15 protein-coding genes are annotated in these 16,838 nt (G+C 70.6%); 11 read left to right on the top strand and 4 right to left on the bottom strand.

The genetic code is table 11. The features are described from left to right. Positions 1-122: 122 nt before the first annotated feature. The 4 genes from PS467_RS01990 (at position 123) to PS467_RS01975 (ending at position 4,071) form a co-directional block, all read left to right on the top strand. Entirely contained in the window at positions 123-983 is an 861-nt protein-coding gene (locus tag PS467_RS01990; RefSeq protein ID WP_311033669.1) for a helix-turn-helix transcriptional regulator, read from the top strand. Between the two features lie 140 nt (positions 984-1,123). Further along, positions 1,124-1,810, top strand: a complete 687-nt coding sequence (locus tag PS467_RS01985) for a helix-turn-helix transcriptional regulator (protein WP_311033668.1) — start codon at positions 1,124-1,126, stop codon at positions 1,808-1,810. Positions 1,811-1,820: 10 nt separating this feature from the next. Further along, positions 1,821-3,044 carry a DSD1 family PLP-dependent enzyme gene (locus tag PS467_RS01980; RefSeq protein WP_311033667.1) on the top strand — a complete coding sequence of 408 codons (1,224 nt, stop codon included), beginning with the start codon at positions 1,821-1,823 and terminating at the stop codon, positions 3,042-3,044. A 58-nt stretch (positions 3,045-3,102) separates the two neighbouring features. Then, complete coding sequence (locus tag PS467_RS01975; RefSeq protein ID WP_311033666.1) at positions 3,103-4,071, top strand: threo-3-hydroxy-L-aspartate ammonia-lyase; 969 nt, start codon at positions 3,103-3,105, stop codon at positions 4,069-4,071. Between the two features lie 80 nt (positions 4,072-4,151). On the opposite strand, the gene PS467_RS01970 is transcribed toward PS467_RS01975, so the two are convergent. Further along, positions 4,152-5,765, bottom strand: coding sequence for a DUF4832 domain-containing protein (locus tag PS467_RS01970; RefSeq protein WP_311033665.1), 1,614 nt, complete (start codon positions 5,763-5,765; stop codon positions 4,152-4,154). A gap of 262 nt (positions 5,766-6,027) precedes the next feature. On the opposite strand from PS467_RS01970, the gene PS467_RS01965 reads away from it, so the two are divergent. The 6 genes from PS467_RS01965 (at position 6,028) to PS467_RS01940 (ending at position 13,461) form a co-directional block, all read left to right on the top strand. Next, positions 6,028-6,981 carry a carbohydrate ABC transporter permease gene (locus PS467_RS01965; protein ID WP_311033664.1) on the top strand — a complete coding sequence of 318 codons (954 nt, stop codon included), beginning with the start codon at positions 6,028-6,030 and terminating at the stop codon, positions 6,979-6,981. Positions 6,982-6,991: 10 nt separating this feature from the next. Beyond that, positions 6,992-7,882 carry a carbohydrate ABC transporter permease gene (locus PS467_RS01960; RefSeq protein WP_268969647.1) on the top strand — a complete coding sequence of 297 codons (891 nt, stop codon included), beginning with the start codon at positions 6,992-6,994 and terminating at the stop codon, positions 7,880-7,882. Between the two features lie 33 nt (positions 7,883-7,915). Continuing rightward, a complete protein-coding gene (locus PS467_RS01955; RefSeq protein ID WP_311033663.1) occupies positions 7,916-9,271 on the top strand; it encodes an ABC transporter substrate-binding protein in 1,356 nt (451 codons plus the stop codon). A 50-nt stretch (positions 9,272-9,321) separates the two neighbouring features. Next, on the top strand, positions 9,322-10,821 hold the full coding sequence (locus PS467_RS01950; protein ID WP_311033662.1) for a glycoside hydrolase family 36 protein: 1,500 nt from the start codon (positions 9,322-9,324) through the stop codon (positions 10,819-10,821). Positions 10,822-10,913: 92 nt separating this feature from the next. Then, a complete protein-coding gene (locus PS467_RS01945; RefSeq protein ID WP_311033661.1) occupies positions 10,914-12,071 on the top strand; it encodes an ROK family transcriptional regulator in 1,158 nt (385 codons plus the stop codon). Positions 12,072-12,183: 112 nt separating this feature from the next. Next, entirely contained in the window at positions 12,184-13,461 is a 1,278-nt protein-coding gene (locus PS467_RS01940) for a Gfo/Idh/MocA family protein (RefSeq protein ID WP_311033660.1), read from the top strand. A gap of 102 nt (positions 13,462-13,563) precedes the next feature. On the opposite strand, the gene PS467_RS01935 is transcribed toward PS467_RS01940, so the two are convergent. The 3 genes from PS467_RS01935 to PS467_RS01925 all read right to left on the bottom strand — a co-directional run bounded on the left by PS467_RS01935 (position 13,564) and on the right by PS467_RS01925 (position 16,353). After that, complete coding sequence (locus tag PS467_RS01935; RefSeq protein ID WP_311033659.1) at positions 13,564-14,631, bottom strand: bile acid:sodium symporter family protein; 1,068 nt, start codon at positions 14,629-14,631, stop codon at positions 13,564-13,566. Positions 14,632-14,761: 130 nt separating this feature from the next. Further along, positions 14,762-15,613: an isocitrate lyase/PEP mutase family protein gene (locus tag PS467_RS01930; RefSeq protein ID WP_311033658.1), complete on the bottom strand. Its 852-nt coding sequence runs from the start codon at positions 15,611-15,613 to the stop codon at positions 14,762-14,764. A gap of 293 nt (positions 15,614-15,906) precedes the next feature. Then, on the bottom strand, positions 15,907-16,353 hold the full coding sequence (locus PS467_RS01925) for a flavin reductase family protein (RefSeq protein WP_311039742.1): 447 nt from the start codon (positions 16,351-16,353) through the stop codon (positions 15,907-15,909). Here PS467_RS01925 and PS467_RS01920 point away from each other — a divergent pair. After that, complete coding sequence (locus PS467_RS01920; RefSeq protein WP_311039741.1) at positions 16,299-16,799, top strand: acyl-CoA dehydrogenase family protein; 501 nt, start codon at positions 16,299-16,301, stop codon at positions 16,797-16,799. The two genes, PS467_RS01925 and PS467_RS01920, sit on opposite strands and share 55 nt — an antisense overlap. Positions 16,800-16,838 lie beyond the last annotated feature (39 nt).

Genomic DNA, 16,838 nt, shown 5'->3' with positions numbered 1-16,838 from the left:
TCTCCTTCGTCGTCGATGTGTGACCCACCTTGGGTTCGCGCCGCGACGTACGGAAGCGGAGCGTGCATCCTGGGAGCGCCGCTCCCTGGATCGGCGCGTCCGCCGCGAGGGATCATGAGGTCATGCAACGTGACCAGCTCGCCGACTTCCTGCGCCGCCGCCGCGAGGCGATCCGCCCGGCCGAGGTCGGCATCGCCGACGGTCCCCGCCGCCGCACCACCGGTCTGCGCCGGGAAGAGGTGGCGATGCTCGCCGGTGTGTCGGTGGACTATGTCGTACGCCTGGAGCAAGGCCGCAGCAGCCAGCCCTCGCCCCAGTTGCTCGGTGCGCTGGCCCGAGCCCTGCGCCTCTCCGACGACGAGCGCGACCACCTGTTCCACCTGGCCGGCCACCGGCCCCCGCCCGCCGACACGGTGGCCCGGCTGGCCCGCGCCGGTCTGGTGCGCATGCTCGATCTGCTCGGCGACACCCCGGCCCTGGTGCTGTCCGACCTGAGCGAGGTCCTCGCCCAGAACCGGGCGGCCGTCCTGCTGTCGGGCGACCACACCGGCCTCTCCGGCGACCGGCGCTACCTCGTGCACCGCTGGTTCACCGACCCCGCCACCCGCGCCGTCTACCCGCCCGAGGAACACGAGTACCACGCCCGCCGGCTCGTGGCCGACCTGCGGGCGGCCGCCGGCCGCAGGTCCGGCGACCCCACCGTGGCCGGGCTCGTCGACCGGTTGCGGGCCGCCAGTGCCGACTTCCGCCGGCTCTGGGCCGAGCACGAGGTGGCGGTCCGGCGCGCCGACCGCAAGACCATGCTGCACCCGAGGGTGGGCCGCCTGCTGATGGACTGCGAGACCCTCGTCACCCCCGACCAGGGGCAGCTGCTGCTCGTGCTCACCCCGGCGGACGCCGAGACCCGCGAACGACTGGAGCTGCTGCGGGTGCTCGGTATCGAGGAATTCCCCACCGGCCGGACCGGCCCGCCCGTGCGGTGAGGTCATGTGCGTTCGACACCGGGCGTTGGACGGAGAATTCAGATCTGGACTATTGAGCCAGAGCGGATTACTTTTGCCGGTGAAAGGTGACGCCGAGGCGGCCCGCCTGGGCGTATGCCTCAAAGCCACGAAGAGGATCCATGGACCACACCGCGGAAACCACGGAGCGGGACCGGCACACCGGCCAGGCTCCGCGGGTCCCGGCCGACGCGGATGACCACCTCATCCGTGAGGCGGAGAAGATCGCTGTCGCCCTGGGGCGGATGTTCCCCGGCCTGTGCGAGGTGGTCCTGCACGACCTGCGCGATCCGCGGCACGCGATCCGCGCCATCGAGAACAACCTGTCCGGCCGTCAGGTCGGGGACTCCGCGACCGAGCTGGGCCTGGCCCGTATCGCGGACCCCGAGTACCCGAGCGTGATCCAGAACTACCCCAACCAGTTCCCGGACGGCCGTCCCGCGAAGAGCACCTCCATCGGCATCAAGAACGCCGCGGGCGAGTACATCGCGGCGTTGTGCCTGAACCTCGACGTCTCCGTGCTGTCACCGGTCACACTCGCGTTGTCGAACCTGGTCGCCACGGACACCGACCACCGCGAACAACCTCTGGAGACGCTCCGGGACCGCAACGCGCGCGAGCTGCGCCGGACGGTGGAGGCTCTGGCCGCCGAGCGGGCCGGCACCCCGAGGTCGCTCAGCCGGGCGGACAAGAAGGCACTGGTGCGGCAACTGCACCATGACGGCTACTTCGACTCGCGCGACGCCGCTCGGACCATCGCCGACCTCCTCGGTGTCTCCCGCACGACCGTCTACAACTACACCAAGTGAAGGACTCTTCATGACCGCCGGTGACCTGTCTGGGCCTGGCCCTTCTGAAGAGAATGGACAGCCCCCTGTGAACACCGCCACTGCCTCCGCCCGGACCCTGGCCGACCCCGGCACCCCGTTCGCCGTCCTCGACGTGCACAAGGCGCTGCGCAACATCGAGCGCCTGGGGACCAGGGCCGCCCGGCTCGGCGTCACCTTGCGTCCGCACGTCAAGACGGCCAAGAGCCTCGACGTCGCGGCGCTCCTGCACGACGGCACCCCCTGTCCCGTCACCGTGTCCACGCTGGCCGAGGCCGAAGCGTTCGCCGACGGCGGCTACACCGACATCACCTACGCCGTCGGCATCGACCCGCACAAGCTGCCCCGTGTGATCGCCCTGCTGCGCCGCGGCGTGCGCCTGCGGATTCTGCTGGACAGCGCCGAGCAGGCCACGTTCGTCGCCGAGACCTCCCGACAGGCCGGGCTCCCCATCCCGGCCCAGATCGAGATCGACTGCGACGGCCACCGCGGCGGCCTGAAGCCCGACGCGCCCGGTCTCCTGGAGATCGGCCGCATCCTGCACAGCGCGGACTGCCTGGACGGTGTGCTCACCCACGCGGGCGAGTCCTACGTCGCCTACGGCACCGAGGAGCAGGGGCTGGCGGCGAAGAACGAGCGTGACACCGCGGTCGCCGCGGCCGAACGGCTGCGCGCGGCCGGTCTGCCCGTGCCCACCGTCAGCGTCGGCTCCACCCCCACCGCCCACGCGGCCGAGGACCTCACCGGAGTCACCGAACTGCGTGCGGGCAACTACGTCTTCTTCGACCTGGTGATGGCCGGCCTCGGCGTCTGCCGCGTCGAGGACCTCGCCCTGTCCGTCGTCGTCACCGTCATCGGCCACCGGCCCGAGTACGGGTGGATCGTCACCGACGGCGGCTGGATGGCCATGTCCCGCGATCGCGGGACCGCCGTCCAGGCACAGGACCAGGGCTACGGCCTGGTCACCGACCTGGCCGGCCACCTGATCCCGGACCTGGTCATGACGGCCGCGAGCCAGGAACACGGCACTCTCACCACCCGTGACGGCGCCACCCCGCCCGAGCTGCCCATCGGCACCCGCCTGCGCATCCTGCCCAACCACGCCTGCGCCACCGCGGCCCAGCACCAGGGCTATCACGTCATCGACAGCGCCGCTCACGACACCGCCCCCACGCCCGCCATCAAGGCTTTCTGGCCGCGCGTCACCGGCTGGTGACCTGCCGCCCCGAGCACCCCGAAAGACACCCGACCGCCCATCCCCGCAAGGACCCGCCATGGCCGCCGCATTGCCCGTTTCCTTCGACGACGTCCGCCAGGCCGCCGCGCGTCTGGAAGGGATCGCCCACCGCACCCCCGTCCTCACCTCCCGCACCCTGAACGCCATGGTCGGTGCGGAGGTGTTCATCAAGTGCGAGAACTTCCAGCGCGTCGGGGCCTTCAAGTTCCGCGGCGCCTACAACGCCGCCGCCCAACTGTCCGCCGAGCAACTCGCCCGGGGCATCGCCGCCTACTCCTCCGGCAACCACGCCCAGGCCACCGCCCTGGCCGCCCGTGAACTGGGCACCTCCGCGGTCATCCTCATGCCCGAGGACGCCCCCCGCTCCAAGATGGAAGCCACCGCCGGCTACGGCGCGGAGATCGTCACCTACGACCGCTACACCGAGGAGCGCACCAGCCTCGGCGAGGCCCTCGCCGTGGATCGCGGCCTGGCCCTCATCCCGCCCTACGACCACCCCCACGTCATCGCCGGACAAGGCACCGCCGCCCTGGAACTCGTCGAGGAGACCGGCCCGCTGGACGCCCTCGTCGCGCCCGTCGGGGGCGGCGGCCTCATCGCCGGCTGTGCCGTCACCGCCAAGGCACTCCACCCCGCGACCACGGTCATCGGCGTCGAGCCCGAAGCGGGCGACGACACCAAGCGCTCCCTGGAAAGCGGCGAACGCGTCACCATCCCCGTGCCCCGTACCATCGCCGACGGTCAGGCCCTGCCCACACCCGGCGAGCTCACCTTCGCCATCAACCAGCGCCTGGTCGACGCCGTCACCCTCGTCAGCGACGAGGACATCACCACCGCCATGCGGTTCGCCTTCGAACGACTGAAGATCGTCCTCGAACCCAGCGGAGCCACCGGCCTGGCCGCCCTCATGGCCGGGCGCCTCGAAGGCGCGCCGCGCAGGATCGGCATCATCGCCTCCGGCGGCAACATCGACACCCAGCGGTTCACGGAACTCATCACCGGCTGACCCGAGGCGGCCCGCTGCCGCTCGGGTGTCCGGGCCGGGGCGGACCCGGCCCGGACACCCGAGGTCACGCCGTCGCCGGGTCAGCCGACGGTCATGGCGCCGAGGCCGAGCCAGCCGTCCGCGTTCTGCGTGGCGTTGGCGAAGCGCAGCTTCTTGGCGTGGGAACTGGTGTCCTCCAGAGGGTTCTTGACCTTCATGACGAGCTGGTAGTCGCCGGTGGAGACGCCGGAGAGGTCGACGGTGGCGTCGAAGTACCGGGGGTAGCCGTAGTCGAGGTAGGTGGGATCGGAGCCCACGCCCCAGTCGGGGAAGGCCCGGATCTTCTTGGGCATCACCTTGCGCAGGTCCCAGGTGGTGTCCCAGGTCTTGACGACCTTGCCGGTGGAGTCCTTCAGCCCGAGGCTGACCGTCCAGGGGTAGTAGAACGGGGCGACGCCGTTGTTGCTGATCCGCACGCCGACCTTGGTGCTGCCCTGTGCGGTGTCGTGGAAGTAGGCGTCGTCGACGGTGAGGTCGTAGCCCATGAGCCGGACCGCGGCCGCCACGCCCGCGTCGTCGGCGGAGTAGTTGGCGCTGCCCTCATTGATCTTCCAGGTGGTGTGCTCCAGTTCCAGGCACGCCTTCATGTTGTCCACGTCGCCGGAGCCGCCGGGCCAGTTGGCGAAGGCCCTGCCCTGGATGTCGGGACGGACCTCGCCGCCCATGGAGGCGGTGATCCAGCGGTTCTCCACGCCGTGTTCGAGGGCTTTCTGCAGTTGGGAGTACGAGGCCCCGCCCATCGACGCCGGCAGGGTGACACCGGCCAGGGGGCTGCCCTCGCGGAAGCAGAAGGAGTCGTCGTGGTAGCCGATGGCCGGGAGGCTGTCGGCGGCGCCGCCGGCCAGGTCCGCGTACCTGGCCTCCACCTTGGTGTGGGTGAAGGCGCTGTTGTAGGCCCGCATGATCTCGGCGGCGTGGGCGTCGGTGGGCATGTAGTTGGGGTATGAGTCGCTCGAGGTGTCCGTGTCGTAGGGCCAGGTGTGCCACTCGCCCCACAGCCCGATCAGGCCCATGTGGATGAAGCCGATGCGCGGGTCACCGTCGTAGCGGGCGCCGAACGCGGCGATGAAGTCCTTGAGCGCATCCAGCAGGTAGGCGCTGTCGTAGTCGGGGCTGGTGGTGTTCCAGTAGGCGTTGGTGCGGTTGTCGACGTGTCCGTCGAAGCACGGGGGGATGGCGTTGGTGGGGTGGCTGCCGCTGCTGTAGGGATACTCGATGTAGAAGCGGATGGCGGCCTGGTTGCCGTAGGAGGCGGTCTCCTTGAGCGCGCTGTCCAGCACGCTCCAGTCGTAGTGTCCGCAGTCCGACGCGTCGTTCATGACCTCGGACAGGCCGAAGTAGCTCCAGGTCAGCGAGTGCGGGTAGCCCGTGTTCTGATCGACTCCGGGCTGGTAGAAGCGGGCGAAGCCCTTGAGCGGGTTGTCCAGCGGCGCGTCGGCGCGGGTGAGGGTGTGCGCCGGCAGCGCGGGGTCCGGATCCGGGCCGGGTGCCGGGCGCTCGGGCGCGCCCTGGGCCGAACCGGCCGCGGCGCCGGCGGTGTCGGCGCCCTGGGTGGCCTGGGCGGTGTGCGGTAACACGGCCAGGGCGAGGACCACGGCTGTGGAACAGAGCGCGGCCAGCAGTCCTCTGCCGCGCCGGTGCGCGAAGGTGCGCATGGTGTCAACCTCCGAAGACGGGTGGGGGTGCCGTCCAGCGGCGCCGGGACGGCCCACCGTCCCTCCGTCAACGGCCGTTGTGGCACGTGTGAGTTCGGGCCCGACGCGGGCGTCCGGCTCCTCGTCTCCGCTGTCCGCCGCGGAGCGGAAGCCCCGCTTTGTTATGCGACAGAATTGACAAAGTTTCGCTGTTGCTCATCAATATGTGTCCACGGTGCCCCACTGACAAGAGGTGTGGCGCAAATCCCTTCGGAGGGGAACCATGGGCGCGGACACCGCCGTTGCGCCACCGCATGAGAGCGCAGGCGCACCCCTGGGCAAAGCCCCAGCTCCGGGCAGGCAGCGCCGGCGCCGCGACGACCGGAGGGCCGCCTGGCTGTTCCTGGCGCCCGCGCTGGTGGGGTTCGCGCTCTTCTACGCGTATCCGACCGTGCGCGGCGTCTACTACTCGCTCACCGACTACAACCTGCTCTCCACGCCCGGCTTCGTCGGCGCGGACAACTACCGCCGGCTGATCGGCGACGAGCAGTTCTGGAACGCGCTGAAGGTCACCGGCTACTACGTGGTGCTCAACATCGGGTCGCAGACCGTACTGGCTCTGCTGCTGGCGACGCTCATGCACCGGCTGACCCGGTCGGTGGCGCTGCGCGCGATGCTGCTGGTGCCCTGGCTGGTGCCCAACGTCACCGTCGGCCTGGTGTGGATGTGGCTGCTGGACGCCAACCTCGGCCTCGTCAACCATGTGCTGAACGCCCTCGGCCTGGGCACCACCGGCTTCTTCACCTCGCCCGACTGGGCGATGCCGACCGTGGCCGCGGTCAACACCTGGGCGTACACCGGCTATACGGCGCTGCTGCTGTACGCCGGGATGCTCCAGGTCCCGCAGTACCTGTACGAGAGCGCCGCCCTGGACGGCGCCGGCGAGTGGCGGATGTTCACCCGGATCACCCTGCCGCTGCTGCGGCCGGTTCTCGCCCTGGTGCTGGTGGTGTCGCTGATCGGCTCGTTCCAGATCTTCGACACGATCGCGGTGACCACCAAGGGCGGACCGGTCAGCGCCACCCGGGTCATCTACTTCTACATCTACGAACAGGCCTTCAACTACTTCCACATGGGCTATGCCTCCGCCGTGGCCGTGGTGCTCGCGGTGATCCTCGGCGTACTGACCGCCGTGCAGATACGCCTGTTGCGTGCTTCCCGCTCGGACCTGGCCTGAGGAGCAGACCATGACCCGCATCCGTACGAAGGTCTCGCCCGGCCGGATCGCCGCATGGACGGTGCTCGTCATCGCGCTGTTCGTGACCGTCTTCCCGTTCTACTGGATGGTCCGCACCGCCCTGACCCCGGCGGCCGACCTCTACACCGACTCCACCGGGCTCGTCCCGGACCACCCCACGATGATCAACTTCCTGCGGGTGCTCGGGCTGACCAGCCAGGAGGAGGCACAGGCCGCCGGGGGCTCCGGCGCGCACGTGGACTTCCTGCGCTATCTGCTCAACTCCGTCGTCTACAGCGGGCTGATCGCGGCCCTGCAGACGCTGTTCTGCGCGATGGCCGGCTACGCCTTCGCCCGGTTGCGCTTCCCCGGCCGGGACGCGGTCTTCGGGGTGCTGATCGCCGCGCTCATGGTGCCGCCGATCTTCACCGTGCTGCCCAACTTCGTCCTGGTGAAGAACCTCGGCTGGCTGAACACCTTCACCGGCATGGTGGCACCGAGTGTGCTCATGACGCCGTTCGCGGTCTTCTTCCTGCGCCAGTTCTTCCTGTCGATTCCGCGTGATGTGGAGGAGGCGGCGGTCCTGGACGGCGTGGGGGCCTGGGGCATCTTCTGGCGGGTGGTGATGCCCATGAGCCGCGGCCCGCTCATCACCATCGGACTCACCACCACGGTGTGGGCCTGGAAGGACTACCTGTGGCCGCTGCTGACCGGCCGCGAGGAGCAGACCCGGGTGCTCACCGTCGCACTCGGCATCTTCCAGCAGCAGTCGCCCAACACCCAGCCCGACTGGACCGGCCTGATGGCGGGATCCGCCCTGTCGGTCCTGCCCGTCCTGGTGCTGCTGATCGTGCTGGGCCGCCGACTGGTCGAGTCCCTCAACTTCACCGGCATGAAGTAACCACCCCCGGTACGAGCCAGAGAGGCCCCCGCGATGAGCCCCCGACACCTGCGCGCCGGCGCGGCCGTCCTGCTGTGCCTGGCCGCCACCGCCACCCTTGTCTCCTGCGGCAGCTCCGACGACGACACGGCCGGATCCAGGACGACCATCGACTACTGGCTGTGGGACGACTTGCAGCTGCCCGGCTACCAGGACTGTGCGACCGCCTTCCACCAGGCCAATCCCGACATCACCGTGAAGATCACCCAGACCGCGTGGACCCAGTACTGGCAGAACCTCACCGTCGAGCTGGTCTCCGGCGACGCCCCCGACGTCTGGACCAACCAGAGCACCTACTATCCGCAGTACGCCGCCGGCGGCCAGCTGCTGGACCTTCAGCCCCTGGTGGAGCGCGACAAGGTGGACCTGTCCGCCTACCAGCCCGGCCTCACCGGGGTATGGGTCAAGGACGGCAAGCGCTACGGCCTGCCGAAGGACTGGGACACCATGGCGCTCGTCTACAACACCACCATGTTCGAGAAGCAGGGCGTCGACGCCGCCCAGCTGAACGACCTGACCTGGAACCCCTCCGACGGCGGCACCCTGGAGAAGGTGATCGCCAAGGCCACCGTCGACACCAAGGGCCGCAACGGCCTCGATCCGGGCTTCGACAAGAACCATGTGAAGACCTACGGGTTCCTGGCCGAGTGGGCCGACGGCTCCCAGGGCCAGAACGGCTGGGGCGATTTCGCCGCCTCGAACGGCTTCACCTTCCTCGACAAGAACCCGTGGGGGACGCACTACCAGTACGACGACCCGAAACTCGCCGAGACCATCACCTGGTTCAAGCACCTGATCGACAAGGGCTACGCGCCCCCCTTGGACAAGAAGTCGACCCTCGCCAACTCCGAGCTGCTCATGGCCGGCAAGGGCGCCATGATGGTCACGGGCTCCTGGACCATTTCCACCTTCACCAAACCCAAGGTGAAGCAGAAGTTCGCCTTCGCACCGCTGCCCACCGGCCCGGCCGGCCGCAAGAGCGCCCTCAACGGCTCGTCGGACGCCATCTGGGCCGGGACCAAGCACAAGGAACAGGCGTGGAAGTGGGTCAAATTCCTCGCCTCGCCCGAATGCCAGAACCTGGTCGCCAAGCGGGGCATCGTCTTCCCCGCGCTGAAGAGCGCCACCCAAAAGGCGCTGGCCGTGCACCGGGCCAAGGGTGAGGACGTGCACGTCTTCACCGACGCCGCCGCGGCGAAGGACGGCACCTTCCTGCTGCCCGTCACCGAGAACGGCACCGAGATCAGTCCCATCGTCCAGGACGCCATCCAGTCGGCGATCCTCGGTCAGGCATCGCCGGAAGCCGCCCTGAAGTCGGCCAACGACAAGGCGAACGGCCTCCTCAAGTAGCGGCCGGAACCCGCGGAACCGTACTCGCACCCCCAGACGCAAGGAGACCCATGGCCCAGCTCCTGGACCTCGGCGAGCGCACGTTCGCCGTCGAGCTCGAAGGCGACGCCCCGCCGCGGTCCGTCGACGGCGGTCTGCTGCTGCCGCCCGGCCGGACGGCCGTACTGCACGGTCTCGGCGACGCCCTCTTCTACCGCCACGGACACAACTCATGGAGCCCGTGCGGCTGGCGCCGGCTCTCCGAGGCCCCCCTGCGCATCGAGAGCGCCGAACGCCGCCTCACCGCCGACGACACCGTATGGGACGACCCGGCCCGCCACCACTCGTCCGCCGTCGCCGCCCTCCAGAAGACCGACGGACGGGTGCTGCTGCTCGGCGCGCTCGGCCTGGACGTACCGCGCCTGACCGCGGACCAGGACACACTCGTCGGGTGGTACGAGCGCGGCGGAGCGCCGTGGTTCCTCGCCTACGGCGGCGAGGAGGAGGTCTTCGCCGCCTACGCCCGGCACCTCGGCGAGCGTCTGGGGCACAGCCGCAAGCGGGCGGGCAACGTGTGGTGCAGCTGGTACGCGTACTACGAGAACATCACCGAGGAACAGCTCACCAAGGACATCACCGCCCTGCGCGGCCTGCCCTTCGACGTCGTACAGGTCGACGACGGCTGGGAGCGGGCGGTGGGGGACTGGGAGGCCAACGCCAAGTTCCCGGCCGGCATGCGGGCGCTGGCCGGCCGGATCACGGACGCGGGGCTGCGGCCCGGACTGTGGATCGCCCCGTTCATCGTCCACCCCCGGTCCGACACCGCCCGCCGGCGGCCGGAGTTGCTGCTGCGCGACGGCCGCGGCGAGCCGGTGGTGGCCGGCCACAACTGGGGCACCGGCTACTGGGCGCTGGACCTCACCCTGCCGGCGGCGCAGGAGCATCTGCGGGAGATGATCCACCGGGTCAGCCGGGAATGGGGGTTCACCTATCTCAAGCTGGACTTCCTCCAGGGCGCCGCGGTGCCCGGCGTACGGTCGGCGGACGTCGGCCGCGAGGAGGCGTACCGGACCGGACTGCGGATCATCCGTGAGGCGGCGGGACCGGACGCGTATCTGCTGGCCAGCGGGGCGCCGCTGCTGCCCTCCCTCGGCCTGGCCGACGGAATGCGCAGCGGTCCGGACGTCGCCCCGCTGTGGGAGCACTACGCCACCCAGGACCCCTCCGACGCCCTGGCCCGCAACGCGGTCGTCAACACTCTGCACCGGCTGTGGCAGTCGCCCCTGCTCGAGGTCGACCCGGACATCGTGTACTTCCGCAGCCGGCTCAACCTGCTGACCGAACAGCAGCAGAGCTGGCTGCGCGACCTCGCCGACATCTGCGGCTTCCGGGCGGTGTCCGACCCGCCCGGGTGGCTGCGCCCCGACGAACTGGAGGCGATGACGGCGTACCTGGCCACCCGGCCCGAGGTGCGCAGGCTCGGCCGCTACCGGTTCACGCTCGACGGACGGGAGGTCGACTTCACACCGGCGGTCAGTCCTGAGACGGAACAGCGGTATCCGATCGCCTGACCCCGTTCGCGGACGCGGCCACCGCCGGGAATTAGTAAACTGCTCAGCGATATTCTGCGGCGGGCCCCGCACCCCCTCCGAGGAGCACCAGCATGGCGACCACCGGAACAGACATGTCCCGGATGCGTGAGATGAACCAGCTGTCCATCGTATGGGCGCTGCGCGGCAATCCGCCCTCCACGGTCACCGAACTCGCCCGGCGGGCCGGCCTGTCCCGTCCCGCCGTGGACGTCCTGGTGCAGGCGCTGGTGGCCGACGGGTGGGCCGAGGTCGAGGAGCCGGGGGCCAGCAGTGTGGTGGGGCGCCCGGCCCGCCGGTTCCGGTTCCGGGCCACCGCCGGCCATGTGCTCGGCATCGACATCGGCGTGCACAAGATCCTCGTCATGCTGAGCGACCTGGAGGGCAACCTCATCCGGACCGTGCGCCGCCCGGCCGACCCCGAGGCGGGGCCCGAGGCCCGGCTGGCGGCGGTCGACCGGGTCATCGACGAGGTCCTGCGGGACGCGGGCATGGCACCGGCCGACATCTGGGCCGTGACGGTCGGGGTGACCGGCCCGGTCGACGCCACCGGCCGCACCACCTTGTCCACACCGCTGCCCGGCTGGCACACCATCGACCCGTCAGCCCACCTCGGGGCCCGTTTCCCCTGCCCGATCCAGGTGGAGAACGACTGCAAGCTCGCCGCCGTGGCCGAACGCTGGAACGGAGTGGCACAGGACGCCGACGACATCGTCTTCCTCCTCGCCGGCCTGCGCACCGGTGCCGGACTCATCCTTGACGGCACCCTGCGCCGCGGCCACGGCGGTGCCGCGGGGGAGATCGGTGCCCTCAAGGCCGTGCGGTGGCTGACCGCGCCCGGACACCTCGAGTCCTGCCCCGGCATACCGGCCACGGCCGCGCCGGGCGAGGCGGCGGCATGGGTGTTCCAGGCGGCCCGGGACGGCGACCGGGCCGCGAAGACGGCCATCCGGCGCTACACCCGCGACCTCGCGGTGGGAGTCGCCGCGCTGGTCCTCGCCCTGGACCCGCAAGTCGTCGTCTACGGCGGCGGGTTCTCCCGGTCCGCCGACGTGGTCCTGGACCCGCTGCGCCGCGAACTCGCCAAGCACTGTCTGCGACTGCCGGAGCTGCGCGCCTCCACCCTCGGCGACGAGAGCGTGGCCCTGGGGGCGGTGCGCCTGGCCCTGGACGAGGTCGACAGCCGGCTGCTGAGGGACGGACTGGCGGCCCCGACCGCCCCGCGGCGGTAGGGACGGAAAAGCGTCCCGGCCGCCACGGCACCCGGGACACGGTGCACCGGGCCCCGGTGTCCTGCGTCACCGCATGAGAAGGCACCGTCTGACCGAACGAAGGGATAGCCGAGTGAGTGAGCGTGACCAGGCACCAGCGTCGGAATTGCGCCTCGGAGTGGTCGGTGTCGGGCAGCGCGCGCCCATGGCCGCGCTGGCGAACCGCTCGGGCATCGCCCGGATCGTGTCCTGCGCCGATCCGGACCCGCGCGGCCAGGACGACGCCAGACGCCTTTTCGGAGCGGACGTCGCGATACACGACCGGTACGAGCGGATGCTCGACGACGACCTGGACGCGGTGTTCGTCCTCACGCCCGACCAGCTGCACACACAGCCCGCGCTGTTCTTCCTCGCGGCCGGGATCGCGGTGTTCGTGGAGAAGCCGCTCGCGATCACCGTCGCCGACTGCGACGCGCTGCTGGGGGCCGCCTTCAGCTCCCGCAGCCGCCTCTATGTGGGCCACAACCTGCGCCACCTCCCGATGCTCCGGCGCATGCGCGAGCTGATCGACGACGGTGCGATCGGCCGGGTCCGCGCGGTGTGGTGCCGCCACTTCGTCGGACACGGCGGGGACTACTACTTCAAGGACTGGCACGCGGAGCGGGCCAACACCACCGGGCTGCTCCTCCAGAAGGGCGCCCACGACCTCGATGTGATCCACTGGCTGGCCGGGGGCTACACCCGAAGCGTCGTCGCCTACGGTGCCCTCGCGGTCTACGGCGACAACCCGCGTCGCACCGCGCAGGACGCCGCACCCCACGGTCAGCGGATGCCCGACTGGTTCGACCCGGACATCTGGCCACCGGCCGCCCTGCGCGACCTGAACCCGGTCATCGACGTCGAGGACCTCAGCATGATGCTCGCCCAGCTGGACAACGGGGTGCTCGCCAGCTACCAGCAGTGCCACTTCACCCCCGACTACTGGCGCAACTACACCGTCATCGGGGACGAGGGCCGCCTGGAGAACCTCGGCGACGGCATCGACGGCGACCCCGCGACGATCAACGTCTGGAACCGGCGCCGCTCCGGCTATCGGAGCGACGCCGACCACTCCATCCCGCTCACCTCACCGAGTGACGGCCTGCACGGCGGCGCGGACCAGGCGCTGGTCGAGGAGTTCCTCCGCTTCGCCACCACCGGAGGCCCGACCGAGACCTCACCGATCGCCGCCCGCGAGGCGGTCGCCGCCGCGGTCGCGGCGACGACATCGCTGCGCGCGAACGGTACGCCGGTCAGCGTGCCCGAACTCGCCCCGGAGGTCCTGCGTTACTTCGAAGAACACCAGCGCACCGCGACGCTCGCCCGCGGCACCCGGCAGATGGACCCGCTCACCCCACAGGGCGACCGCTGACCCGACGGCGACCGGCGGCCGGGCAGCGGTCCGTACGAACCGCTGCCCGGCCGGCCCCGCAAGAGCTGCAGCGTTCAGCTGTCGGGAGAGCGAGCCCGGGAGTCAGCCGGCCGGGGAGTCGGAGCGGCGGCCGGTGGCCGGGGCGGGAGTGCGGGGAGGCGGCTTCGTCGTCGCGCTGTGCAAAGTGGTCGGCCAGCGGCGGGCCAGCCAGGCACAGACCACGAGCTGGAGGGTGTGGTACAGCATCAAGGGCAGCACGGTCATGGCGACCCGGCTCGCCGGAAACAGCACGGAGGCCATCGGCAGCCCGCTGGCCAGGCTCTTGGTGGCGCCGCAGAACACCGCGGTCACCCGGTCCTCGCGAGGCAGGCGCAGCATCCGCGCGGAACGGTCGGCCAGGAGCAGCGCGACACACAGCAGCAGCACGCACAACGCGCCGAGCAGCACCAGCCGGGCCGGCGACACCCGCTGCCAGATGCCGGTGGTCATGCCCCGGCTGAACGCCGAGTAGACCACCAGCAGAATCGAACCGCGGTCACAGACGCCGATCACACCGCGGTACCGGCCGAGCCAGTCGGAAATCCAGCGCCGCACCACTTGCCCCGCGAGAAACGGCAGCAGCAACTGCACGGCGATGTCGCCGAGTTGGCCGAACCCGATCGGGATGCCACCGCCCTCGGTGCGCCGGATCAGCAGGACCGCCAGCACCGGGGTGAGGACGACACCCAGCACCGTGGAGAACGACGCCGAGCACAGGGCCGCGGCCACGTTGCCACGTGCCATGGAGGTGAAGGCGATGGAGGACTGCACGGTGGACGGCAGCACGGCCAGGAAGAGCACACCGGCGGTGAGCTCGGCACCGAGCATCCGGTCCGGCAGCAGCGCGATGGCCAGCCCGACCAGCGGGAAGGCGGCGAACGTCAGCGCCAGCACGGGCAGGTGCAACCGCCAGTGCCGAACGCCCTCGAGCGCGGCCGACGGGGAGAGCCTGGCTCCGTAGAGGAAGAACAGCAGTCCGATCGCCACCTGGGTCAGCCAGGAGACGACCTCCGCCGCCTGTCGCTCGGCCGGGGCGAGGGTGGCGACGCCGATGGCGCCGAACAGCGCGACGATGTACCAGTCGACGCGGCGCGCCAGACCGCGCGCGGCGCGGGTGAGGATCCGGGACATGCGCTCCTGCCTTGTCCGATGGCGTGGAACCCGCGCCCGGCCGGTACCGGGCGAACCGGGCGCGGGAAGGCCGGGGGACCGCCTGCGGCCCGTGTCGCGGGCGGCCGCGATCCCCCGTCGGCCCCGGATGTCAGGCCGGGACGTGCTCGTGGTGGCGGCTGATGTTCTTCTCCAGCAGTGCCAGGCACTCGGCGACACCGACGGTGTCCGGACCGGTCTGCGGGAGGCGGCCGTCGGCCTCCCGCAGCTCGGTCAGCGCCCGGTCGATGGCGGTCTGCGCCGCGAACAGGCAGGGAGTGCTGTAGATGGCGACATCGACGCCCAGCGCCGACAACTCGCTCAACGACAGCCGGGGCGACTTGCCGCCGGCGATCTGGTTGAACAGCAGGGGCTTGTCACCGATGACACGCCGTACCTTGTGGATCCAGTCGACGCTGCGCACCCCGTCCACGAGCACGACGTCGGCGTCGGTCGCGGCCAACGCCTTGGCACGACGCAGGATCTCGTCCTCCTCGGTCGCGTCGGTGCGGGCGACCACGACGAGATCCCGGCGCGAGGACAGAACCATGTCGAGCTTCTCCAGATACTCCTCCAACGGCAACACCTGCTTGCCGTCCACGTGTCCGCAGCGCCGCGGGCGCTTCTGGTCCTCCAGGATGACGCCGGAAGCGCCGATCGCCTCCAGGCTCCGCACGACATGGCAGGCGGTCTCCGGATCGACGTAGCCGTCGTCGATGTCCACGAGCAGGTGCTGCCGCGGGAAGGCCAGACGCAGGCGCTGGACGAAGGCGATGATGTCCGGCCAGGCGATGAAGCCGATATCGGGTAAGCCGTAGTGGGACGCGGCGAAGCCGAATCCGGAAATGAACATCCCGTCGTAGTGCCGGGCCGCGACGGACGCGGAGAACATGTCGAACACGCCGATCAGGGGCGTGGTGCCGCCTGCGCTGATGGCCTGACGTAGCCGATTGGGGTGGCTCACGGTACCCTCCGGGGAACTGGTTGTGTGGGCTTTCCACCGTCGCGGCCGTCTGCCTGCGAAAGCCGTGGCCGCGCGGCATGTTCCGCACCAGACAGGCCGGGTGCCCCTCGTCGGAAGAGGCGCCCGGTCTGTGCTGTCCAGTGCTGTGGCGGCACAGTAAAGAGAATTTTGCCGTATCACAACCATCCCTTGGGCAACGCCATACGAATACGGCCACCGCCCAACCCCGGTTCGGCACGCTGAAGCGCGTACACACAGGGAACTGGCCGTCGTGTCGCGGGCGCCGCCGGCCGTCAGCCGGACGAGCTGCCGTGGAAGGTTCCGAAACCTCCGTCGTGGTGGACGAGGGGCGCGCCGGTGGCCGGGCCTCCGGCATCGAGCACACGGCCGACGACCAGCAGGTGGTCACCTATCCGCTGGCGCAGGACGGGCTGGGCGGACAGCCAGGCGGGCACATCGGTGAGGATGGGCACACCGCCCGCTGCCGGGGTCCAGCCGACGCCGGCGAAGCGGTCGACACCGCTGCGTGCGAAGTCGCGGGCCAGCTGCTGCTGGTCGGCCCCGAGGAGATGGACGGCGAACACCTCCGCGGAGCGGACGGCGGGTGCGGTCGAGGCGACGGCTGACAGATAGAAGGAGACCAGGGCGGGTTCGAGGGAGACGGAGGTGAAGGAGGTGGCCGTGAATCCCGCGGGGCCGGGCACGGTCACCACGGTCACCCCGGAGGGGTGACGGCGCAGGGTGCGGCGCAGCAGCTCCGCGGGCGGCGCGGTATCGGTGGGAGCGAGGTCGGGAAGGGCGGTCATGCGCCGACGACCCGTACGTCCGGCATGTCGTCGGCCGGATAGCGGCTCGCGCGCACGCCGCCCGTGCTTCCGTCGTCCTCGCGGCCGAGACACTGGAGCGGGTCCGGCACACCCCGGACACCGAGGTACGTACGGCCGGCGCCACCGCGGCCGTCGCCGTCGCCCAGGCGCAGTACATCGCCATCGAGTCGGCCCTCAAGGCCGCGGAGCTGCTCTTCGACGTGGGCGGAGGCTCCGCGACCAACCGGGAGTACGCCTTCGACCGGCGCTGGCGCAACGCCCGGACCGTCGCCAACCACAACCCCCGGGACTGGAAGGCCGCCGTGGTCGGCGCCCACCACCTCGCCGGTGAGGAACCACCGACCACCGGGCTCTTCTGACGGCCACGCCCGGCCCGCAACCGCCGCCACCTCCCCCGA

Origin of the sequence: Streptomyces luomodiensis, from assembly GCF_031679605.1 — a bacterium.
Classification (GTDB): domain Bacteria; phylum Actinomycetota; class Actinomycetes; order Streptomycetales; family Streptomycetaceae; genus Streptomyces; species Streptomyces luomodiensis.
The sequence above is the reverse complement of the archived record's forward strand: the minus strand, read 5'-3'. Positions and strand labels throughout refer to the sequence as shown.